This is a genomic window from Streptomyces sp. NPDC002680, from assembly GCF_042889145.1.
Taxonomy (GTDB): domain Bacteria; phylum Actinomycetota; class Actinomycetes; order Streptomycetales; family Streptomycetaceae; genus Streptomyces; species Streptomyces adonidis.
This window is the reverse complement of record NZ_JBIAQP010000012.1, coordinates 246,864-268,876: the sequence shown is the minus strand read 5'-3', so window position 1 is coordinate 268,876 and position 22,013 is coordinate 246,864. Positions and strand designations below refer to the sequence as shown.

Below are 22,013 nucleotides of genomic sequence, written 5' to 3'. Positions count from 1 at the left end.
CGGCGTCGTCCCTTTCCCACGGAACCGGAGCCCGACACGGAGCGGCTGGTTCGAGTACGGTCCCGGACTGGTGCTTCGCGCCAGACTGCCATTCCCGCGCCGGTCACGGGGTGCGATCCACCAAGATATGCATATATCTGTCGCTCGAAGCGGTGAACTCTGCGACCCCAGAGCGTATTTGGGCGGCTCATTAGGAGTAAGGAGTGGCCCATGCAGTACGGCCCCGCCGTGCGCCGTCGAAAACTGGGTGCCGAACTGCGCGCGCTGCGTGCCCGGGCCGGACTCACAAGTGGCCAGGCGGCTCGTCTGGTGGGCTGGCACCAGTCGAAAGTCAGCCGGATCGAGACCGGCGCGAGCGGGGTGAAACCCGCGGACGTCCGGTTACTTCTCGACGCCTACCAGGTTCCGGACGGTGAGGCGCGTGAGCTGCTGCTCGTGCTGGCGGGCGGTGAGGACGGCGGCAGGCACCACTGGTGGCACGCCTACCGTGGCGTACTCCCGCCCACCTACCGGGATTTCATCAGCCTGGAGTCGCAGGCCAGCACCATGCGCACCCTGGAGACCTCGGTGGTCCCGGGGCTGCTGCAGACCCGGGAGTACGCCCGCGCGGTGACCCGGGCGGCCGTGGACGGCCTGGAGGAGACCCGGCTCGACGCCCTGGTCGAAGTGCGGCTGGCCCGGCAGGACGTACTGCGTTCGGATCCGCCGCTGGCCCTGAGCGCGGTCCTCGACGAGGCGGTGCTGCGCCGTGAAGTGGGTGGCCCAGAGGTGATGACGCGTCAGCTGGAACGGCTCCTGGAAGCGGCCCATCTGCCCCAAGTGAGGCTCCAGATCCTGCCGTTCACCGCAGGGGCTTACACCGGCATCACCGGCCCTTTCGTTATCTTCTCTTTTCCGAGCACTTCTGACCTGGATGTGGTTGTTCTCGACCAGATGATGAGTAGCCTCTACCTCGAACGGAAAGAAGACCTCCAGGCCTACAGCGAGGCCTTCAACACCCTTCAGATCCACGCCCTTTCGCCCGAGGATTCGTTGGATTTCATCGCCGGTCTGCAACACGGCGTGTAAGGAGGCACCATGTCAGCACTGCCTCGGAACGAACCGTCCGTCGTCGAACCGCCCGGTGTGCAATGGCTGCGCAGCAGCTACAGCACCGGCGCGAACAACTGTGTGGAGACGGCCCGTCCGGACGCGGAAGTCCGGACCGGACCGCTCGCCGTACGCGATTCCAAGAACACCGCCGGGCCTGTCCTGCTCTTCTCCCCCGAGAGCTGGGCGGGTTTCCTCACCGCGTTCCGGTGATCGCCCCAGGACGCACGGCCGTGGTCCGCCGACTCATGGTCGCGTGTCACTGATCAACAGCACTACTGAGACAAGCACTACGGAGACAAAGGGACTGCGGATCTACGGTCGGTTCTCGCCGATCACCTGTACCGCCTGTGCGATCTGCTCCTCGGACAGGTCCGCACGGGCGGTCAGCCGCAGCCGGGAGATTCCGTCGGGCACGGACGGCGGGCGGAAGCAGCCCACGCCCACTCCGGCGGCCCGGCAGTCGGCCGCCCAGCGCACGGCCCCCTCGGGGGACGGCGCGCGCACGGAGACGACGGCCGCGTCCGGCCGTACCGCCGTCAGCCCCTGAGCCGTCAGCCGGGTGTGCAGATCGCGCGCCACGGCACGCGCGCGTGCGGCCCGTTCGGGCTCGCGGCGCAGCAGCGTGAGGGCCGCGAGGGCCGCGCCCGCCGCCGCCGGGGCGAGCCCGGTGTCGAAGATGAACGTACGGGCCGCGTTGACGAGGTGCTCGATCACCGGAGCGGGCCCGAGCACCGCTCCCCCCTGACTCCCGAGCGACTTGGACAGCGTGACGGTCACGACGACGTCCGACGCACCCGCGAGCCCGGCCGCGTACGCGGAGCCGCGCCCGCCGTCCCCCAGAACCCCTAGCCCGTGCGCGTCGTCGACGACCAGCCCCGCGCCGAACTCCCGGCAGGCGGAAGCAAGTCGACCCAGCGGAGCAGCATCCCCGTCGACCGAGAAGACCGTGTCGGACACGGCCACGGCGGGCCCGGTGTGGGTGCCGAGCGCCTTGCGGACGGCGTCCGGATCGGCGTGCCCGACGACCTGGGTGGTGCCCCGGGCCAGCCGGCAGCCGTCGATCAGCGAGGCGTGGTTGCCCGCGTCGGAGACGACGAGGGTGCCGTGCGGCGCGAGCGCGGTGACGGCGGCGAGGTTGGCCGCGTAGCCGGAGGAGAAGACGAGGGCGGCCTCGAAACCGCAGAAGTCGGCCAGTTCGCGTTCGAGTTCCGCGTGCAGCTCGGTGCTGCCGGTGACGAGCCGCGACCCGGTGGAGCCACCGCCCCAGCGCCGGGCGGCCCGGGCGGCGCCCTCGGTGACCTCGGGGTGCCGGGCGAGGCCCAGATAGTCGTTGCTCGCGAGGTCGAGCAGCGGCGAGTCGGCGGGCCGCGGGCGCAGGGTCCGTACGAGTCCGGCACGCCGACGCGCCTCGGCCTGCTCGTCGATCCAGCCGAACGCCATGGGTCCTCCGAGCACGCACCGGGTTGTAGGCAGTGGACAGACCCTAGCGGCCGGTCCCGCTACCCAGGATGTGGCAATACCCACAGCGGGTTTTATCAGGCAGGCAAAAAGACCAGGTCAGAGGCTGTATCACGCCCTATGCCGAAGATCGTTTCTCACAGTCTGTCGAGCAATGCTCAAGACCTAATGGCACTGCGGACGATGCCGAAAGCGCGTGACGCCGGCCATTGAGTCCCGAGCGGTAACTCTCCGTGCTTGTTCGGTACGGGGAGGGCGCCGACTGGCAGGGGAGCGAGCGCGCCGCACCAGCCCGGCTGCTCAACGCCGACCACGGCTCGGGTAGGCGGGGCGGCGGTCCGAAGGCCGCTCGGGCCGGGGCCCCAGCGGGCCAGACCGAGCAGTTTTCGAGAAGTATCGGCGACTCGGCCGCCCTACCGTCGAGGACATGAACTCCATCGACTCCGTCACCCTTGAGGTGGCCGACACCACAGCCGCCGCCCGCTTCTACTCCACCGCTTTCGGACTGGTCCCGCCGCAAGTGCGCCTGCGTGCCTCCGAAGCCCCCACGACCGGCTTCCGCGGTTTCACCCTGTCGCTCGTGGTGTCCCAGCCGGGCAACGTGGACGCGCTTGTCGGCGCCGCCCTCGACGCCGGCGCGACCGCCCTCAAGCCCACCTCGAAGTCCCTGTGGGGCTACGGCGGAGTCGTTCAGTCCCCGGACGGCACGATCTGGAAGATCGCGACATCGGCGAGGAAGGACACGGGCCCGGTCACCCGGGACTTCGACGAGCTCGTGCTCCTGCTGGGCGTCGAGGATGTGAAGGCCACCAAGCAGTTCTACATCGAACAGGGTCTCACTGTGGGTAAGAGCTTCGGCGGCAAGTACGTCGAGTTCGCCACCGGGCCGGGCTCCGTCAAGTTGGCCCTGTACAAGCGCCGTGCCCTCGCCAAGGACGCTGGTGTCCCCGCCGTCGGCACCGGATCGCACCGGCTGGTGCTCTCCAGCGACGCCGACCCGTTCAGCGACCCGGACGGGTTCCTCTGGGAAACCACTACTCCCCTGACCGTCACCGCCTGACCCGAGTGACCTCCGATTACAGGACGGCACTTACAGAGGAGGCCCCCTACGGCCTACGGCTGCACCTGATCCCACCTGCGTGGATGAGGTATTCGGCAAGGGCATCCCGACGACGCTGTCGACCGACGGAGAATCGAACGGAAGCTGCTGTAGGACCTCCACAAGCACCCCTTCTCCGAGGTTCGGGCACCCTGTCCTCCACCTGGCCGCCATCGATGCCGTATACCTCGTACTCCCGGTCCGGCCAACGGTCGACCGCCCGCAGCGCTTGGGCGAAGTAACGCGGATCGAACCCGGCGTCGTACTCCAACGCCAACTCCAGCAGTTGCCCACCCGAGTACCGTCCGGAGCCACGTGGCTGCGCGAGCAGCCCGGGGCCCAGTACGTCTGCCGCGACGGCTCCGCCACCTACGCCGAATCAATCCGCCAGGCCCTCCCCGAAGCGGTACAGGTCAGCGACAGGTGGCACCTCTGGTCCAACCTGTGCAGCAAGGTCCTGGCCGAAGTCCGCTGCCACGCCGGCTGTTGGGCCACCACTGTGCACCCCACCCGACCTGGGGGCGTGCGCGAGCAAAACACCCTCAAGCGCTGGCAGCGGGTCCACCATCACTTTCTGCCATATCGTCTCGATGGCGCGCCTTCCGCAGCCGTCAGCGATCGACCCGGGGTCACGGCAGGAGGAGCACTTTGCCGGTCTGCCGATGGCTTTCCAGGTACGCGTGGGCCTCAGCCGCCTCTGCCAGGGGATAGGCCCGGTCGATGATCGGCTCGATCTTTCCTTCTGCCAGCAGTTCCAGGCACAGTTGCTGGTCCCGCAGGGTCGCGCCGCGCACGCTGGCGATCCTCACCTCCCCGCCGATGAGCGCGAGTGCGTCCAGCTCGAGCCGGGATCCCTGGTCGGTAGGTGTGCCCAGGACGATGACCGTGCCGCCGAGCCGTATGCAGGAAAGGGAGAGCTGGAAGAAGTCGTTGCCGCCGACACAGTCCCAGACGGCGTCCGCGCCCAGACCGTGTGTCAGCTCCCTGACCTGTGCGGGCAGTCGGGGATCGGTGGAGTGCAGGATGTGGTCGTAGCCGAGCTTCCCGAGCGCTTCGTCGCGGTCCGGCTTGGTGGTGGTGCCGATGACGGTGGCTCCGCTCAGCTTGGCCAGCTGTGCGCAGGCGATCGCCATCCCGCCGCTGGCGCCGGTGATGACCACCGTGTCGCCGGGCCCGACAGGTGCTTGTCGCGCACAGTTGAGCGGGGTGGTGTAGGTCCACATGGTGGCTGCAGCCGTCTCGAAGTCGACGCCGTCGGGGATGGGCAGGACCGCGTCCTGGCGACGCACGACGTACTGGGCGTATCCGCCGAAGACCTGGTGTCCGGGGTAGGAGGTGTCGATACACAGGTTTTCGAGGCCTCGTACGCACAGGGCGCAGTTGCGACACGGCGGGTGCGGAAGCTGCACCGCCCTGTCGCCCGTGCGCCACCTGGTGACGTTCTCGCCGGTGGCCACGATTTCACCGGCGGCGTCCCGGCCGAGCTGGAACGGCAGAGGCCACGCGGGCCGTCCCGGCAGAGGCTGCGGCAGGTTGCCCGCGCGGTACCGGAGATCCCAGCTGTTGACGGCCGTGGCGTGCACGCGCATCAAGACGTCGTCGGGGCCGACCTCGGGAATCGGCGCCTCGATGTACTTGAGCACCTCGGGCCCGCCATGTTCGAACAGGCGCACCGCCATCATGGTCTGTTCCACTTTCACGTTCCTTCAGATCGTTACGCGGTTCATCGGGAGCTATGTGCAGCCGCCTGCGCCTCACTCGCCGGGCGAGACCGAGTGCGAGCGGACTTCGGCCAGACGGGTCACCAGGGATGGAGCAGAAAAATGATCGGTCTGACGATCGGTCACTCGGTCTCGGGGCGGGTTCGCATCAGGTCGAAGATCCGCTCCGCCGTGCTCGGGTCGGACGACAGCGTCGGGTTCGCGAGCAGGTCCCGGCTGAGCACGAGACCTGCGCACCCGACGCTCGACTCAGCCGGGCCGGCCACATCAGCGGCCGGCCGTCGGATGCGGAGCAGCCCCGCGAGCGCCCCCGCCACTGCCGCCACGACGGCCGTGAACAGGTAGCGGTCGCTTCACGCAGCGCGTACTCGCTCAGCGACTGCCCCACGGGATCCACGTGCTCCGCGAGCACGACGGCTCCGGACAAGACGGAGTGAAACGCCTTGGTCAGGTGCCGCACAGCATGGTGTTCAACGCCGGTCGATGGCGGGACGAGCAAAACCTGCATGACCGCCAGGCAACAGCCGCCTGATAAAGCACCTACCACTCGGCGTATGAAGCTTCCATGAAGCCGGGCTCTTGCCTCTGGCGCGTAACGCGGGAGGGAGTCGGCAGGACCGATGTGCGGGTGCCGGCCCTGACCGGCGGCCCCACACCGAGCCCCGCGCTCTGCCGCACCTCGTACAAGCTGCCCGAGGGGCGTCCGACGCCCGCTCACCCGCTGCGGGTCCTACCGGACCGTGCACCGAGAAAATCTGCGGACCGAGCGATCATCGGGACGCTGACCGTGTCACGCGCCGCGGTCGCCGTCTCCGAACTCGGCGAGGCGCACTGAGCGCGCTCCCTCGATGTCCTTCACGACCGTGACCTGCTCATCACCTCCGCCCCGGAGTCGATAGGTCAGCGGGAGCCCGGTGGCATGCCGCCCCCTGGGGCGGGTTCCTGCGGTAGGTGCAAGGAGAACGTCGCTCCCTTGCCCAGGCCGGCGGATTCCGCGGTGATGTCTCCGCCATGGGCTCGGGCGATGCCCCGGGCGATGGCCAGTCCGATACCGCTGCCGCCTGCGGCAGCGGGCCGGCCGGGACGCTCAAGGCGTTCGAAGCGGTGGAAGATGCGCTCCAGATTGTGTTCGGCGATGCCGATGCCGTCATCCACGATACGGACGATCACATGGGGCACGGGAGACGGTTCAGCGTGTACGGACAGCGCCACATGCCCGTGCCGATCCGATACGGCCAGTGCGTTGCCGAGCAGGTTCACCAGGACCTGGGTGATCCGGTCCGGGTCGCAGAAAGCGTCGACGGGTGTGCTCGCGTCCACGGTGAGGAGCACCATCTGGTCGTCGTACTGGGGGCGCAGTCGCTCGGCTGTGACCCGTGCCAACGTGGCCACGTCGGTGAGCTCGCCGTGAAGAACGAAGGCGCCCTCTTCCGACCGGGACAGGCTGGAGAGGTCGCCCGCCAAGCGCTGCAGCCGGTGAAGGTCGTCGGCGAGGGAAGCGAACATGGCCTCGTCGGGGACGAAGATTCCGTCGGCCACGCCCTCGATCTGAGCGCGTAGCAGGGTGATGGGGGTTCGCATCTCGTGGGCGACCTCGGAGATCAGCCGGGCGCGGCGGCGTTCGGTGTCGGCGAGGGCTGCCGCCAGGGTGTTGACGTCTTGGACCAGCGCCGCCAGGCCCGGCTCGCTGGGGAGTTCGAGGACATCGTCGTAGTGTCCCTCGGCGAGCCGGCGCGTGGCGGCGCGCACCCTGTCGAGCGGCCTCAGCAGAAACCGGGACAAGGCGACGGAGGCCGGGAAGGCCGCGGCCAATCCGAACAAGAGGCCGACCTGCAGGACCACGTCACCTTCGATGTCGGCAAAACCGAGCCACACCTCGATCAGTGCGCTGATCGCCGCCATGGCCAGCAGTGCCAGGAGGAGCACCATGACGTGTGAGAGCACCAGCCGGTTGCGGAGCGACAGACTCTCCTGAATTTGGCGCAGCCGCGCACGACACCTCTGGTAGGCCGGGAAGCGGGCGGGCGACATGGGTGGGAGTCCTTCCTGGCCGCTAGGCGGGGCGTCCGATGAACCGGTAGCCGATGGTGCGGACGGTGCCTACGAACCGAGGTGCGCCCGCGTCGTCGCCCAGCGCGCGCCGCAGAGTGCGGATGTGCACGTCCACGACGCGCTCGTCACCGAAGAAGTCATCACCCCACACCTGGGCCAGCAGGCCGCGCCGGGTGAAGACCCGCCCAGGTGCCCGGGCCATCGCGAACAACAGATCGAAGTCGAGAGCGGACAGTTCCACAGTCCGGTCGGCATCGATCAGCACGGTCCGCGTCACGTGATCGACGGTCAGTCCGTCGAAGCGCAGGACGCCGTCCTCTTCGGTCGCCTCGGGACGGCTGTCGATGCGCCTCAGGATGGCCCGCACCCGTAGTGCCAGTTCGCGGGGACTGAACGGCTTGGTGACGTAGTCGTCGCTGCCGGTGGTGAAGCCGATCAGCCGGTCGACCTCCTCATCGCGGGCGGTGAGCATGATCACCGGGATCTGACTCGCCTCCCGGATACGGCGCAGGACCTGGAATCCGTCCAGCCCCGGAAGCATCACATCGAGCACCACGAGGTCCGGCCGGTCACGGGTGACCGCCCGCAGGGCGGACGGTCCGTCCGCGGCTTCGACGACATGGAAACCGTCCGCCTCCAGGTAGCCGCGCACGGTCATACGGATCTTGGGCTCGTCATCGACGACCAGAACGCGCTGCGTACTCATCGTGCTCGCTTTCCATCGCCGGGTGGGAGGAGGGACGCGGAGGGTCGTCATGGCCGCGGAGTGACCGGCGGCGAGGCACAGGGCCTCGAATGCGGCCAGCGTACGGTGCATGTCGTGGCCGGCGACGATCCACGGGCCCGCCTCACCCGGCGAGCACCGCCCGGCCGGGTCGTTCATGGCCGTGGGCCAGACCGTTGTGTGTGGGAGCCGTACCGTCCTGGGGAGCGCGGTGACCGCCCTGGCACGGCGGATCACGCGTGCCGGATCCCGCCCGGCCAGACGCCGTCGATCTCCTTCGACGGCCTCCCCCGTCAGCCGGTGCCGACCTCCGTACGGAGCGCCGCCCGCGCCCCGTCGGCGGGGGCAGCGGGCGGCGGGCTCGGGTGCGGTCGCGGCTCAGCGCGAGCCGGCGCGGCGTATACGCGCCTTCAGTTTCGGGAACTGGTGGAGGGCGTTGTCCCGCTCGAGGGCGATCCGCTGACGCCGGCTGTAGATCTCGTCGACGGTCGGTTCGGGGTCGCCCGTCTTGAGATTGGGCAGGCTGCCTTTGAGGAAGGGCATCGTCTCGACGTTGTCGGCCGCGTAGAGGTGGCGGGTCGCCGGCCAGTCGCTGCCGAACATGATGTGGTCGGCGGGCACGAGGGACGACAGCGGCTGCAACTGCGCGGCGGTGAACGCCTGTGCGTTGTCGAAGTACATCCGCTTCATGTACTTGAGGGGGCCTTCGGGCAGCACCTCGTTGAACGGCGGGAAGGCCGAGTGCCGGGTCGCGAGCCGGAAGGCCAGGAACGGCAGCGCCCCGCCGGAGTGCGTGAAGTGCCAACGGATGTTCGGGTAGTCCCGCAGGACACCGTTGTAGATCAGGCTCGTCATCGCGCGGGTCGCGTCGAAGTTGTACTCGAAGACGTTGTTCCCGGCAGGGATGTCGGGGCCGAAGCAGAGCTTGGGAGCCGGGTTGTTCTCCGGACCCGTCGGGTGGACGTAGACGTAGGCATGGCGGTCGTTGAGGATCTCGTACAGAGGCGCGAACGAGGGATCCCCCAGGTAGGTGCCCTTGTAGTTGGTGAGCAGGCAGATGCCGTCGAGGTCCAGTTCGCCGAGCGCGCGGTCCACCTCGGCCACCGAGCCCTCGATGTCGGGCATCGGGGTGACCGCGAAGATCCCGAACCGGTCACCACGGGTCCGCACGAGGTTGTGGGCGTAGTCGTTGACCGCGCGGGCGGTGGCGCGCCGGTCGTCGACCGGGCCGACGGTGACCTGGAGATCGCCGAACGACAGGACACTGGCCTGGATCCGGTACTGGTCCATGAAGGCCACATGCCGCTCGACCGACCATGGACCGTACGCCCCGGTGATGGCGCCGAGGAGGCCGTAGCGCTGCAGATAGTCGTTGTACACGTCGGGGCTGTAGTGCGCGTGGGTATCGATGCGCCAGTTGCCCTTGGGCAGCCCCGAGCCGGACCCTGCCGCCTCCGGACTGGCCATGGCGGTCGGTACCGTGGCCGCCGCCGTGACAAGCGCCGCAGCCGATGCGCCTTCGATCATCCTTCGACGCGAGATGTTCCGTCGCAGGTTCATTTCAAGTTCCCCTCTTCCTTCTGCGTGAGAGTCAGGTCGTGTGTGCGTGTGTGTCACGGCCCCCGTCGCCAGACCGGGGAGGGCAGGGCAGGGCCAGTGCAGGACGGCGATGGTCCCCGCCAAGACGGAGACGGCTGTTTCTACGGATGTGCGTGGGGTCCAGGCCGATCGAAGAGTGCAAGCGGGTAAGTCGCTCCGCGGCCAGGTCGGTCACCGCCAACAGGTCGATCCGGCATTCATGCGTGTGAACGCCATGGCGCCGATGCACCCGCGCCAACCGGTAGCCAGCTGTGGAGCGGACCCGCCGGCAACACCGCCGACCCCGCCGCCCCTGCCCCCGCCCCTGCCCCTGCCCCTGCCCCTGCCCCTGCCCCCGCACAGGTCGTGAACTGACCGCCGGTTCGTTCATGCAGCGCGCGATCGCCGACTGCCTGCCCGACGGAGTCCACGTACCTGTGGGACGAGGCGTGCGTGCATGACCGTCAGACAACAGGCGCCCCATAAGGCACGTACCACTGGGCGCATGAAGCTTCCGTGAAGCGAATCGCCGGGCTGACGCCCACTTCCTTGTAAGGCCTCCGGCTACGTCCCAGGTCAGGCACTGCCACTCGTCCGGTACGACGGAAGCGAGACCTGTTCGGACGGGTCCGTCAGGAGTAGGGGGTTGTCAGCTCTTGGGTGCGTCCGCCGTGACCGAGTGCAGGTGAAGCGGAGATCCATCAGTGTCGATGCCGTCCTCCCTGTCCTCAAGGTTCGACACCCCTCAACGCCCGGCCCTCGCTCGCCCATGAGTACCTGGCGGCGCTCCATGTGCGGACGCGGGCACCGGACCGCCGCCACGCCGGGTGTGCGGTGGCGCGCGGCAGCGGTGCTGCGAGGCTCGACTCGACGGGGGCGGCGACTACCGGGTGACACAAGTCCGGTTTCACCGTCTGGACGCGGCTGTTCCGGCTGAACCCTGTCAAGAGCTCTCGGTGACTACCGTTCTGAGTCCTGCGGTGCGCCGACAGGCCGCAGCATGGTGAGCCACTGGGCCACGACGGCGTCGATGAAGGCGTCGGTGACCTGGCCACGGTCGAGGAAGAGCCGGGCGAGGACGGGGCCGTACAGCAGGGTGAACTCGTCGTCGCTGATCTGGACGCCCGAAGGCTCCAGCAGTCTGTTGAAGCCGGTGTAGCGGTCCTCGCCGATGCGGACGAGTGCCCGGGCGCTGTCGGGGTCGTGGTCCGCCTGGGCGGTGACGGCCAGAGCCGCGGTTCGCACAGACGGCACGCTGACCCCGGCACGCAGGCTCTTCAGCCAGGCGGTGGCCACGGCGCCCACGTCGCTGCCCGGTTCCGGATAGTTGCCGAGGTCGGGGCCTTCGAGGACGAGGTCGAAGAGCAGTGCGGCCCGGGTGGGCCAGTGCCGGTAGAGGGTCTGACGGGTGACATCTGCCCGCTCGGCCAGCAGCGCATAGGTCAGCCCGGCCGGTCCGACCTGAGGCAGCAGTTCTCGCGCGACGGCCAGCACGCGGTTGCGGGTGCGCTGCACGCGCGGGTTGCCCGGAGTCGGCTGACGGCGGTGGGGAGGCTCGTTCATGCCGCCACCCTATCGGCAAATCATACGGCGAGCGTGATTGACGTCACAGCTTGAATCATACGTAGCGTGTGATAAAACTGAAGAGCAATCACACGCACTGGATGATTCATTGCGTGTCGGTGTCTGTGAAAGGTAGATGGCCATGTCATCCCTCAACCTGCTTGAGCCCGCGTTCGCCCGTACTCGCCTCGGCTCCGGCCCCGGTCTGCTCCTGGCGCACGGCGCCGGCAGCAGCCTGGCCGGCACCTACGGACCCGTCCTGGAAGGGCTCGCCTCCCGCCACACCGTCGTCGGCATCGACTACCCCGGCAGCGGCGACACCCCCCGCTCCACGACCCCGCTGTCCGTCGACGACCTCGCCGACCAGCTCGTCGCCGCAGCCGACGCGGAGGGTCTCGACCGCTTCGCCGTGTCGGGCTACTCCCTCGGCGGCCCGGTCGCCATTCGCGCCGCCACCCGCCACCCCGAGCGCGTCACCGCGCTCGTCCTGACCGCCGCATTCCCGCACCGCGACAACCGGCTCGCTCTCGCCTCCTCGGTCTGGAGCAAGATCGCCGCGTCCGGCGACCGTGAACTGCTCGCCGAGTTCCAGCTGATGATGGCTCTCGGCACCCAGGCGCTGGAGTCGATGCCGGCCGAGCAGTTGCGGCAGACCCTCGGCCATGTCGCCGCCGGCTCGGCCGACGGCAGCTCCGAGCAGACCGACCTCGTCGGACAGGTCGACGTACGACACGACCTCGCCGGCATCAAGGTCCCCACCCTGGTCATTTCGACCACCGACGACTGGCTCACCTCTGTCGCCCTGCACCGCCAGCTCGCCGAGACCATCCCCGGCGCCCAGCTCGCGAAAATCGCCACCGGCCACCTGCCGATGCTGGAGCGGACCGAGGAGTGGCTGCAGCTCATGACCGACTTCCTCGGCAGGCACCACGCCTGATCGCACCCCACGGGCAGGACCACGCGGCGGCCATCGGCGTACCCCCACCCGCGCACTGCCCATTGATCACGACTCACCAACACGCAGTCGGGCCGCCTCCCGGTCCCGGATCACTCGAATCCCTGTGGGTCGGCAGACCCACCTCCCCCTCGATTCCATGGAGGAATCATGCTCAACTTCGGACAGCTCGACGAGTCCACCAACTTCCACGACCAGCAGAAGGAGAAGGTCGGCCCGGTCACCATCATCAACACGTTTGTCGCCCCGGAGGGCAAGGAGGACGAGGTGGTGGCCGCCTGGACGGACGACGCGGAGTACATGAAGAAGTCGGGGAGCCTCCTCTCGGTACAGCTGTACCGGGGCATCGGCGGCAGCCGGCTGTTCACCAACGTCGCGGTCTGGAAATCCACCGAACACCTCCGTGCGGCGCTCGGCACGCCGGAGTTCGCCTCGCACCTGGCGGGCTACCCTGCCGGCACCGTCGCCTACCCGCACCTTTACCAGAAGTTCGCTGTCGAGGGCGTCTGCGAAGGGGAATGACGACCGCTTCCCGATTCCGGGATGCCGTTCGCCACGCGCACGACGGGTGGCGACGTGCAGCCCCTGGTGAGCCGGCCGCTCACGCCGATGACGCCGATCCGTTTCCGCCGACCGCCCGGCCGGTCCGCAACGTGCTCGGCCTGGTCCGCCCGGAGAAGAACTCGGCGGCAGGACGTACACGAGGACGCATGAGGCCGGTCACCAGAAGGGGCACTTCCCGTCGCTGGTCCGACGGTCGGGACAGGGTGACGGGGATGGTGGTACCTGGAGCTGTTTCCCCAGGTACCACCAGAAGGCCGGCAAAGCGGCTTTGACTCCCCCGGCGAGGCAGGAGCGTCACCGCAACGTCATCGGCCCGCTCTCCGCGGCGGCGAACCCTGTCACACCGCCTCGACGGGGTCTGCCCTGTCACGGACGACATCCCGCAGACGCTTCTTGTCGATCTTGCCGACCTTCGTCAGCGGCAACTCGTCCACGACCAGCAGGTCTTCGGGGAGTTTGTAGCGGGCCACCTGCATGGCGGTGAGGGCGGCGCGTACTGATTCGAGGGTCAGGTGGGTCCCCGGTTCGACGACCACGACCGCGCACACCCGCTCCCCCAGGTCGGGGTCGGCCTTCGCGACGGCGGCGACGCGGGCGACACCGGGCAGGCGGTAGACGAGGTTCTCCACCTCCTCCGCGGAGATCTTCTCGCCGCCCCGGTTGATCATGTCCTTGTCGCGTCCCTCGACGACGAGGTTTCCCGAGGGGTGCACCCGGACGATGTCGCCGGTGCGATACCAGCCGTCGGGGGTGAACGCGCGGGCGTTGTGGTCGTCCGCCCGGTAGTAGCCGCGTGGGGTGTACGGGCCGCGGGTGAGCAGCACGCCCATCCCTCCGGGCAGGACCGGGTTGTCGGAGGCGTCGACGACGAGGATCTCGTCGTCCGGGCACATGGGGCGCCCCTGCGTCTCGATCCTGATGTCGTCGGGGTCGGCGGGGCGCGTGTAGTTCAGCAGCCCCTCTGCCATGCCGAACACCTGCTGGAGCGTGCCGCCGAGCACGGGTTCGACGCGGCGGGCGACCTCCGGCGCGAGGCGGGCGCCACCTACCTGCAACAGCCGTAGCGCGGGCGGGGCGGTGTGACGGCCGGAGGCCACGGCGTCGATCCAGCGCTGGACGACGGCCGGCACGGCGGCGGTGACCGTCACGCCCTCGGCTGCCATGAGGGGCAGCACTTTCTCGGGGTCCGGGGTACGCGCCAGGACCACCCGGCCGCCGTTCATGAGGGTGCCCAGGATGCCGGGGCAGGCCAGGGGGAAGTTGTGCCCGGCGGGCAGGGACACCAGGTAGACGGTGTCGGAGTCGAGGCCGCACACTTCCGCGCTGCGGCGCGCGTTGTACTCGTAGTCGTCGTGGGTGCGGGTGATCAGCTTCGGCAGTCCGGTCGTACCGCCGGAGAGCAGGAAGACGGCGATGTCGCCGCTGTCCGGGGCGATCCGGTCGAGTCGGGCCCGTGCGGCGGCCGGGTCGTCGGCCGGCTCGGCCAGGGCTTGCAGATCCGTGGCGTCGGTGCCTGCCGTGCCACCCGCGACGAGCAACAGCCGTACGCTCGGCGTGACTTCGGCGACCTCCAGCCCCAGTGCCTGATGGTCGAAGTCACCCAGCCGGTCCGGTACGGCGATCGAGGTGACCTCGGCGTGCGCTGCCAGGTAACGCAGTTCATGGCCTCGGTGTGCGGGCAGCGCCATCACTGGCGCGATCCCGGCCCGCAGACAGGCCAGGGTGAGCGTGACGAACTCCCAGCCGTTGGGCAGCTGGACGAGCATCGCGTCACCGGGGCTGAGGCCGGAGTCCAGCAGACGGCAGGCCAATCCATCCGTACGGTCGACGAGTTGACGGTATGTCAGGCGGGTGGCGCCGTCCACGACGGCCACCGCGTCGCCGTAGGTCCCGGCCCATTCGTGGAGGTAGGCGCCCAGCGGCCTGCCTTGCCAGTATCCCGCTGCGCGGTAGCGGTCGGCCGTTTCCTCGGGCCAGGGGACGAATCCCTCATGCATCGTCGGATCCTCCTTGATCCCATGGGTCACGCAGGAGCAGCACCGCGTCCAGTGCGACGACGTCGCCGTCGGGCAGGACGCGCAAAGGGTTGATCTCGCACTCGGCCACGGCGTTTTCGGCGGCGAGGGAGGCCAGGGCGAGCAGTACGTGGGTGAGCCGCACGCGGTCGACCGGGGTGGCGCCGCGTGCGCCGCGGAACATCTCGCGGGTGGCGAGTTCGTCGAGCATGGCGTCGGCCTCGGGTGCGGACAGGGGCGCGAGGCGCAGGGATACGTCGCCGAGGATCTCGGCGGCGGTTCCCCCGGCGCCCAACGCCAGCACAGGGCCGAACACCGGGTCGTGGCGTACTCCGACGATGAGTTCGGGGCCGGCGGGGGCCATCTGTTCCACCAGCAGTGCGGGGCTTGCGGGCATGCGGGCGAGGGCGTCGTCGAGCTCTTCGTGGCTGCGGACGCCGACCTGGACCCCGCCGACTTCCGTCTTGTGCAGGATCTCCGCATCGAGGATCTTCACGACGACCGGTCCGCCGAGCTCGTCGAGAGCGGCGTGCGCCGCCGCGGGGCCGGCGCACACGCGCCTCAGGGGCGTGCGGATACCCAGGTCCGCGAGGACACTCTTGGCGGTGTGCTCGTCGACGGGCCCCGGCAGCGGCAGGGTGGGTGCGCCGGGCACGGTGACGTCGGCGGCCTCCAGACGGGCCCGGGAGGCCGCGTCCTCGACGAGCGCGCGGATCATGACCGATCCCGAGGCCGGCGTGGCCGCACAGGGAATGCCGGCCGCGCCGAGTTCCCGGCGGGCCTGTCGCGCAGGCTCCACGGGCCCGCCGACGACGGCGACGAGGGGGGTGGCGGAGCGGGCGGAGGCCAGCGCGCCGGCGAGGTCCACGGCTGTGGGCTCCAGCAGTCCGTACACAGCGGTGACGTCGATGCCCGGGTCCTGAGAGACCCGCTCCACGATCTGCGTGAGCACGGGCGACGGGCGGCCGGTGTCCACGGGGTTGTTCAGGTAGGTGAGTGCGGGGAGCAGTTCGCGCAGTTCCTTCACCGTCCGTTCGACCAGGGGCGGGACCTGCAGGCCGTGGGAGCGCAGGTCGTCGGTGAGCAGCAGTCCGGGTCCGGCCTGTGCGGTGACCAGGCCGATGCCCGAACGTGGATGGGCGGGGAGCCGTACGCGGCTGAGCGCGGTGACGGCGTCGACGAGGTCGCGTTCGTCGTCGACGAGGACGGCTCCGGCCTGCCGCAACGCTGCCCTGGTGACGCGCCAGGAGGTGGCCAGGGCTCCGGTGTGGGAGCGGGCGAAGTCGCCGATGTCGCTGCGTCCGACGACCAGGGCCACCACGGGGATCCGGTCGGTCAGGCGGCGTACGGCCTCGGTAAGACGGCGCCCTTCCGCGGCGGTCTCCACGTGCAGGGCCACGGCCCGTACGTCCTCGTCCTCGGCGAGGTGGAGCAGGACGTCGGCCTGGGTGAGGTCCAGGCTGTTGCCCAATCCGACCCCCAGGCGCAGGCCGACGCCGGCCTCGGCGAGGGCGAAGGCCAGCGCGTGGTTCACTCCGCCACTGGCGGCCACGACCGCCACCGGACCCGGTTCCAGATCGGCCACGCCCGGGACGAAACTGGCCGTCAGCCGTCGGTGCGGGGCGAGGAAGCCCGAGGTGTTCGGCCCGAGGACGCGGATTCCGGTGTCCCGCACCACTTCGGCCAGGGCCTGCTGGTGCAGCGCGCCGTCGTCGCCGGATTCGGCGAAACCGCCGGCGCACACGAGGGCGGCGCGGGCTCCCGCGTTCGCCGCGTCGCGGACGGCCCCGGCGGTGGCGGCGGCCGGGATGCAGGACACCACCAGGTCGGGTGCGATGCCGTGGGCCGCGGCGGCCTCGGCGACGGTCGGGAAGAAGGCCCGGTCGGGATCCGGCCGGCCGGCGTTGACCTTCAGCACCGGCCCGGGGAACGAGGCGAGCGAGTCGGTCATCGCCGCACCGAGCTTTCCGGGTGTGGCGGAGGCGCCGAGTACGGCGATGGCTCGGGGTGCGAACAGCGGGTCGAGGGCGGTCACTTGGCGCCTCCGACGAAGTCGGCCCGGCCGGACAGCAGGAGAGTGGTCGCGCTGTCGTCGTCGTACGCGCCGATGACCGCCGCGGGCAGGCCGTGCGCGAGTCGGGCTTCCTCGGCGACCAGTACGCGGGTCAGCGTCGTACCACCGCGTACGCCGACGAGCGGGGTGCCCGATTCCGCCGTCTCACGCACCTGGTCGAGGGCCAACGGCAGACCCTCCTCGGTGTCCGGAGCCTCGATCCACACACCCGCCCCGGACAGCTGACCGCCGAAGGGGACCATCGGGATGTCGGTGCCGTCCGTCCCGGTCAGGAGGTCGTCGCGGACTGCCACGCGGCGCGCGGGAAGCCGGAACGTCCCGTCGCGGAAAGGTGTCTCCAGAGGCGGAGTCCCGTGGCGTTCGCGCCACCATCCGTCGACGCGGTCCACGTACGCCGCGTCACGCACGGCGAGTTTGCCGCGCGGGATGCTGCGGGTGAGGAAGTGGAAGGCGAACTGCGTCGGATCGTCGAACGAGCGGACGTAGCGACCGAAGTGCTCCCACCACGACAGGCTGGGCCGCGCCGAGTTCTGGATCTTCTCGACCTTGGGGCGGCGGCGCGACTCGTAGGCATCGAGTGCCTCGGGCACGCTGTGCGGTGACTCCCCCAGGGCCTCGGCCAGCGCGACGGCGTCCTCCATTGCCATCTTGGTGCCGGACCCGACGGAGAAGTGCGCGGTGTGCGCCGCGTCGCCCAGCAGCACCCACTTCCCACGCCGCCACGAACTGGCCCTGCGGGTGGCGAAGTTGGCCCAGCGGGAGTTGTTGCCGACCAGCGGGTGCCCGTCGATCTGTTCGCGGAAGAGGTCCTCCAGGTAGGCCTTGGTCTTCTCGTCGCTCGGGCCCGGCGGCGTCGAGGGATCGAAGGTGTCGAGTCCGGCCCTGGCCCAGGAGTCGGCGTCGGTCTCGACGATGAAGGTGCTCAGCGAGTCGCCGATCGGATAGGCGTGGGCGGCGAAGACACCGTGCGGGCCGTCCTGGTGGACGAAGGTGAGTCCGTCGAACATGTACGAGGTGCCGAACCAGACGAACTTCGCGCTCGCCACGTCCGCCGTCGGTCCGAAGTCGTCGGCGAACACGGTGCGGAAGCGGCTGTTGGCGCCGTCGCACACCACGACCAGGTCGAAGTCGTCCAGCTCGGCGGGATCACGGATCTCGTGCTGGAAGCGCATCCGAACGCCCTCGGCGCGGGCCCGCTCCTGCAACAGGCTCAGCAGCGTCTTGCGTACGACAGCGGCCATGCCCATGCCGCCGACGCGCTCCCGTGCACCGTGCACGCGGACCTCGATGTCGTCCCAGTGTCGGCCGTGCTTCTCCAGCGCCTCGCTGAGGACGGGGTCGGCGGCGTCGATGGCGTCGAGGGTGGCGTCGGAGAAGACCACTCCGAAGCCGAACGTGTCGTCGGGGCCGTTGCGTTCGAAGACCACGACCTCGGCGCCGGGTCGGCTCCGCTTGAGCAGGGTCGCGAAGAACAGTCCTCCGGGACCTGCGCCGATGCAGGCAACTTTCATCATCTTTCCTTCGCGCTCACAGCCACGCGGGCAGCTTCGGCGGGGATTCCCCGCCGACGGGATACAGAGGGCCGGGCACAGGGCGTCCGGTCGCGTAGGCGGCCAGGCTGGGCAGGTCACCGCTCACCACGACCGGCTCCGCGCCGCCGGGCGCGCCCAGGGTCCAGGTACGGACGTCACCCTTGATCCGTAGCTCTACGGGGGGACAGTCCGGGCGGGCCCGGAAGGCGTCGGCGACGTCGTCGACGAGCGCCGCGCACACGTCGTGCGGGACATCGTCGAAGGTGGTGATGTTCAGGTCGACGGTGTGGACCCACACCTCGCGCACTCGCATCCAGGGCACCTGGGAGACGGGTACCTCACGGCCTCGCGCGGTGCGGACGGTCGCTTCCCAGCACTCGTCCGGCATAGCGGCGAGTTCCCCGGCGAGACGGGCGTCGGCCGCGAGCAGGTCGGCACGCAGTTCCTCGGCCGGCCGCCGGGCACCTTCCTCGATCTCGCGCGCACGCTGGTTGCCGCCGGCGTACATGGGCGTCTCGACACCTGTCCGCGCCCAGGTCAGCAGGTTGACGAGGGCGTCGGCGTTGCGCGCGACATGGACGACGACGTGGGCCCTGCTCCAGCCCGGCAGGTACGAGGGCCTGGTGAGCCCCGAGTCGGTCAGCCAGTGCACGGCGGCTTCGAAGGCCGCCGTGCCCTTGGCCGCCCATTCCAGCGTCGCTGCCGGGCGTGCGCTCACCGTGTCTCGCGGCGGCAGGTGTTGCGGCACTCGCCGATCCCCTCGATCCGGGTGACGAGGGCCGTACCGTCGTGCAGATAGCGGGCGGGCTTGCGGGCGTGGCCGACTCCGCCCGGAGTGCCGGTGGCGATCACGTCGCCGGGCACCAACGTGATGATCTCGGACAGGTACGCGACCAGCGTCGCCGGGTCGAAGACGAGGTCACCGGTGTCGGCCTTCTGGACCGTGTCGCCGTCGACCTCACAGGTCAGACTCAGGCCCTGGGCGGACACCGCCGGGTCATCGGCGGTCACCAGCCACGGTCCGATGGGCGTGGTGGCCTCGAACGTCTTGCCCTGGTCCCACTGGGTGGTCCGGTACTGCCAGTCCCGGGCGGTGACGTCGTTCAGCACGGTGTACCCGGCGATCGCGGCCCGCGCCTGCTTCGTGTCCGCGTGCCGGACCTCGGCACCGATGACGACGCCGAGCTCGGCCTCCCAGTCCATCTGCGTGGACGCGGCGGGCAGGGTGACGTCGTCGTACGCACCGACCAGTGCTCGCGCAAACTTGGAGAACAGCGTGGGGTGCGAGGGGAGTTCGCGGCCCATCTCCAGAATGTGGGTGCGGTAGTTGAGGCCGACACACACGACCTTCTCGGGCGCGACGACGACGGGGGCGTAGTCAAGGGCGCCTTCGTACGTTTCGCCGTCGGCGTCCGCGGCACGTGCCGCCCAGTCGCCGTGGCGCAGGAAGGCCACCAGGTCGGCCTCCCCGAGGTCCACCGCCTTGCCCTCGTCGACGCGGACGGCGCGCGTGGTGCCGTTGACCCGGATGGTGGCGAGCTTCACTTGTGTTCTCCTCGGGAGGTACGGGCGAGTCCCAGGGCTTCGTAGACGGGCTCGTCGCTGAAACGGAACAGGTCGACCTGAGTGCGGGCGGACAGTGAGACCTCGCACCAGGACGGGACGACGAACAGGTCTCCCGTGGCGATCTCGAAGACCTTGTCGCCGACACGGGCGACCGCCTCACCCTCGAACACCTGCCAGACCGCGGAGCCGACCGAACGCACGGAGGCGGTCTGTGTACCGGCCCGCAGTCGGCGCATCTCGGTGCGCATGGTGACCAGGGCGTCCCGGCCGGTGGTGGGGTTGGAGAAGCGGACTCCGGCGTGCCCGGGCTCGATCACGCCGGCCACGCCTTCGTCCTCCAGCTCCAGCTGGGCGGTCAGGGCGGCGTCGGTGTGCTCCCAGCGGTAGGCGCCCAGCGGGGAGTTGGGCTGGTCGGGCCGGCTGATCGGGCGCAGCCCGGGGTGGCCCCACAGTCGCTCACCGCGCGAGCGTTCGGGGGTTTCGCGGGTGGAGAGTTCGTCGGGGCCGAACTCGAAGAAGCCCGCGTCCAGCTTGGAGACGAGGGGGATGTCGAGTCCGTCGAGCCAGGCCATCGGCTTGTCGGTGACGTTCTGATGCTCGTGGAAGGCCCAGCTAGGCGTGAGCAGCAGGTCGCCCCGCCCCATCGCGACCGCGTCGCCGTCGACGTTGGTCCACACGCCCTCGCCTTCGAGAATGAACCGGAAGGCTCCCTGGCTGTGCCGGTGCGAGGGGGCGATCTCGCGCGGGCCCAGGTACTGGATCGCGGTCCACAGGGTCGGGGTGGCGAAGGGAAGGCCCGGGAGGCCGGGGTTGGACAGTGCCATGGCACGGCGCTCGCCGCCACGGCCCACCGGTACGAGCTCTCCGGAGCGCTGCGCGATGGGCAGCAGCTCCGTCCACCGCCACAGGTGCGGTACCGCGGCGGGCTGTGGCGACATCGGCATGAGGCCGTCCACCTGCGTCCACAGCGGGATCAGGCCCGCGTCCTCGAAGTCCGCGTACAGCTCGTCGAGCAGCTTGCGCTCGGTCTGTTCGCTGGTGGTATCGGTCACGGAGACCTCCAGGTCTTGTGTTCGGCGACCGCCAGAAGAAACGCGCAACGTTCAGCGCTGGTCCTGACGCTACGCCGCCGTTTCCCCTCAGAGGAATCCATGGAGAATAGAATTCCTCTATGGAGAATTCAGCGGGCGCTGCGCCCAGCCCCTCATATCCGGTGAGCGCTGCGGGCAACGCCCTGCGCGTCGTCCGGCTGCTGCACGAGCTCGACGAGCTGCGGGTGATGGACGTCGCCGACCGACTCGGCGTCGCGCGCTCGACAGCTCACCGCATCCTCGCGATGCTCGTCTTCGAGGGATTCGCGGTGCAGGACCGCCACAAGATGTACCGGCCGGGGCCGGCTCTGCAGGCGATCAGGGGAAGCCGGGCCGCCCCTCCCCCGGACCTGATCACCGTGGCCCATCCTCACCTGCAACGGCTGGCGGACGCCGTCCGTGAGACGACCCACCTGATGGTGCTCGATGGCAACGGAGCCCGCTTCCTGGACGGCGTGGAGGGCCCACAGGCGCTGCGGGTCAGCTACCGCACCGGCACACTTCTGCCCGCCCACGTGACCTCGGGCGGCAAGGCCATGCTCGCGGCACTGCCGGCCGACCGGCTCCGGGCCCTCTACCCCAACGGGCTCCCCGGGGAGCGGTCCGACGCCTCTCACGATATGGAACGCCTGTTCAACGAGCTGGTGGCGGTCCGACGGGACGGCTACGCGATCAACCTGCAGGAGAGCGAGCGTGGCGTGCACGCCGTCGGTGCGTGTGTGCGTGATCGCACGGGCACCGCCGTGGCCGCCGTGGCGGTCGCGGCTCCGTCGGTCCGGTGCACCCGCGCGAGCCTGGCAGCGTTGTCCCGACCCTTGCTGGCAGCCGTGCAGGACATCGGTCAGGGGCTGTGAACGGCGCGACAGCGCGACGGCGTGCGGCACCGTCTGTTTCAAAGGTGCCGCACGCCGTGTCCTCGCGTCTTCGCG

Annotated in this window: 20 protein-coding genes and 1 pseudogene; 8 read left to right on the top strand and 13 right to left on the bottom strand. The window is 69.7% G+C overall.

Annotated elements, in window-relative coordinates:
- Positions 1–210 precede the first annotated feature (210 nt).
- Both ACFYXF_RS30600 and ACFYXF_RS30595 read left to right on the top strand, forming a co-directional pair.
- Positions 211–1,068, top strand: coding sequence for a helix-turn-helix domain-containing protein (locus ACFYXF_RS30600; protein WP_389354394.1), 858 nt, complete (start codon positions 211–213; stop codon positions 1,066–1,068).
- Positions 1,069–1,077: 9 nt separating this feature from the next.
- A complete protein-coding gene (locus tag ACFYXF_RS30595; RefSeq protein WP_389354392.1) occupies positions 1,078–1,302 on the top strand; it encodes a DUF397 domain-containing protein in 225 nt (74 codons plus the stop codon).
- A gap of 102 nt (positions 1,303–1,404) precedes the next feature.
- On the opposite strand, the gene ACFYXF_RS30590 is transcribed toward ACFYXF_RS30595, so the two are convergent.
- Entirely contained in the window at positions 1,405–2,532 is a 1,128-nt protein-coding gene (locus ACFYXF_RS30590) for an 8-amino-7-oxononanoate synthase (protein WP_389354567.1), read from the bottom strand.
- Between the two features lie 445 nt (positions 2,533–2,977).
- Between ACFYXF_RS30590 and ACFYXF_RS30585 the strand changes: the two genes are divergently transcribed.
- Both ACFYXF_RS30585 and ACFYXF_RS30580 read left to right on the top strand, forming a co-directional pair.
- Complete coding sequence (locus ACFYXF_RS30585) at positions 2,978–3,610, top strand: glyoxalase (RefSeq protein ID WP_389354390.1); 633 nt, start codon at positions 2,978–2,980, stop codon at positions 3,608–3,610.
- Between the two features lie 313 nt (positions 3,611–3,923).
- Positions 3,924–4,214 (top strand): annotated as a pseudogene (locus ACFYXF_RS30580) (transposase); the annotation flags it as partial.
- Positions 4,215–4,278: 64 nt separating this feature from the next.
- Here the strand turns inward: ACFYXF_RS30580 and ACFYXF_RS30575 are convergent.
- Both ACFYXF_RS30575 and ACFYXF_RS30570 read right to left on the bottom strand, forming a co-directional pair.
- A complete protein-coding gene (locus ACFYXF_RS30575) occupies positions 4,279–5,343 on the bottom strand; it encodes a zinc-binding alcohol dehydrogenase family protein (RefSeq protein WP_389354388.1) in 1,065 nt (354 codons plus the stop codon).
- 149 nt (positions 5,344–5,492) lie between these two features.
- Positions 5,493–5,696 carry a hypothetical protein gene (locus tag ACFYXF_RS30570; protein ID WP_389354387.1) on the bottom strand — a complete coding sequence of 68 codons (204 nt, stop codon included), beginning with the start codon at positions 5,694–5,696 and terminating at the stop codon, positions 5,493–5,495.
- A gap of 302 nt (positions 5,697–5,998) precedes the next feature.
- Here ACFYXF_RS30570 and ACFYXF_RS30565 point away from each other — a divergent pair, with 302 nt between their 5' ends.
- Positions 5,999–6,205 carry a hypothetical protein gene (locus ACFYXF_RS30565; RefSeq protein ID WP_389354385.1) on the top strand — a complete coding sequence of 69 codons (207 nt, stop codon included), beginning with the start codon at positions 5,999–6,001 and terminating at the stop codon, positions 6,203–6,205.
- A 65-nt stretch (positions 6,206–6,270) separates the two neighbouring features.
- On the opposite strand, the gene ACFYXF_RS30560 is transcribed toward ACFYXF_RS30565, so the two are convergent.
- The 4 genes from ACFYXF_RS30560 to ACFYXF_RS30545 form a co-directional block, all read right to left on the bottom strand.
- Positions 6,271–7,401, bottom strand: coding sequence for a sensor histidine kinase (locus ACFYXF_RS30560; RefSeq protein ID WP_389354383.1), 1,131 nt, complete (start codon positions 7,399–7,401; stop codon positions 6,271–6,273).
- A 22-nt stretch (positions 7,402–7,423) separates the two neighbouring features.
- On the bottom strand, positions 7,424–8,128 hold the full coding sequence (locus ACFYXF_RS30555) for a response regulator (RefSeq protein ID WP_389354381.1): 705 nt from the start codon (positions 8,126–8,128) through the stop codon (positions 7,424–7,426).
- A 396-nt stretch (positions 8,129–8,524) separates the two neighbouring features.
- Positions 8,525–9,673: an amidohydrolase family protein gene (locus tag ACFYXF_RS30550; protein ID WP_389354380.1), complete on the bottom strand. Its 1,149-nt coding sequence runs from the start codon at positions 9,671–9,673 to the stop codon at positions 8,525–8,527.
- Between the two features lie 1,011 nt (positions 9,674–10,684).
- On the bottom strand, positions 10,685–11,287 hold the full coding sequence (locus ACFYXF_RS30545; RefSeq protein ID WP_389354378.1) for a TetR/AcrR family transcriptional regulator: 603 nt from the start codon (positions 11,285–11,287) through the stop codon (positions 10,685–10,687).
- A 142-nt stretch (positions 11,288–11,429) separates the two neighbouring features.
- Between ACFYXF_RS30545 and ACFYXF_RS30540 the strand changes: the two genes are divergently transcribed.
- Positions 11,430–12,224, top strand: coding sequence for an alpha/beta fold hydrolase (locus tag ACFYXF_RS30540; RefSeq protein WP_389354376.1), 795 nt, complete (start codon positions 11,430–11,432; stop codon positions 12,222–12,224).
- Between the two features lie 168 nt (positions 12,225–12,392).
- Positions 12,393–12,764: an antibiotic biosynthesis monooxygenase family protein gene (locus ACFYXF_RS30535; RefSeq protein WP_389354374.1), complete on the top strand. Its 372-nt coding sequence runs from the start codon at positions 12,393–12,395 to the stop codon at positions 12,762–12,764.
- Between the two features lie 380 nt (positions 12,765–13,144).
- Here ACFYXF_RS30535 and ACFYXF_RS30530 read toward each other — a convergent pair whose 3' ends face one another.
- From ACFYXF_RS30530 to ACFYXF_RS30505, 6 genes are read right to left on the bottom strand one after another with little or no spacing between them, the layout of a single operon-like run.
- Positions 13,145–14,803 (bottom strand): (2,3-dihydroxybenzoyl)adenylate synthase, encoded by a 1,659-nt coding sequence (locus tag ACFYXF_RS30530; protein ID WP_389354372.1) that lies wholly within the window; start codon positions 14,801–14,803, stop codon positions 13,145–13,147.
- Positions 14,796–16,856 (bottom strand): acetate--CoA ligase family protein, encoded by a 2,061-nt coding sequence (locus ACFYXF_RS30525; protein ID WP_389354370.1) that lies wholly within the window; start codon positions 16,854–16,856, stop codon positions 14,796–14,798. Before ACFYXF_RS30525 ends, ACFYXF_RS30530 begins: the two co-directional genes overlap by 8 nt.
- The gene (locus ACFYXF_RS30520) at positions 16,853–18,406 is read right to left on the bottom strand and encodes an FAD-dependent monooxygenase (RefSeq protein ID WP_389354368.1); all 1,554 of its coding nucleotides are present in this window, start codon (positions 18,404–18,406) and stop codon (positions 16,853–16,855) included. The genes ACFYXF_RS30525 and ACFYXF_RS30520 overlap by 4 nt, the downstream gene beginning before the upstream one ends.
- A 16-nt stretch (positions 18,407–18,422) precedes the next feature.
- The gene (locus ACFYXF_RS30515; RefSeq protein WP_389354366.1) at positions 18,423–19,145 is read right to left on the bottom strand and encodes a maleylpyruvate isomerase family mycothiol-dependent enzyme; all 723 of its coding nucleotides are present in this window, start codon (positions 19,143–19,145) and stop codon (positions 18,423–18,425) included.
- Entirely contained in the window at positions 19,142–19,972 is an 831-nt protein-coding gene (locus ACFYXF_RS30510; RefSeq protein ID WP_389354364.1) for a fumarylacetoacetate hydrolase family protein, read from the bottom strand. The genes ACFYXF_RS30515 and ACFYXF_RS30510 overlap by 4 nt, the downstream gene beginning before the upstream one ends.
- Positions 19,969–21,045 (bottom strand): cupin domain-containing protein, encoded by a 1,077-nt coding sequence (locus ACFYXF_RS30505; protein ID WP_389354362.1) that lies wholly within the window; start codon positions 21,043–21,045, stop codon positions 19,969–19,971. Before ACFYXF_RS30505 ends, ACFYXF_RS30510 begins: the two co-directional genes overlap by 4 nt.
- Positions 21,046–21,164: 119 nt before the next feature.
- On the opposite strand from ACFYXF_RS30505, the gene ACFYXF_RS30500 reads away from it, so the two are divergent.
- On the top strand, positions 21,165–21,938 hold the full coding sequence (locus ACFYXF_RS30500; protein ID WP_389354360.1) for an IclR family transcriptional regulator: 774 nt from the start codon (positions 21,165–21,167) through the stop codon (positions 21,936–21,938).
- Positions 21,939–22,013: the final 75 nt, after the last annotated feature.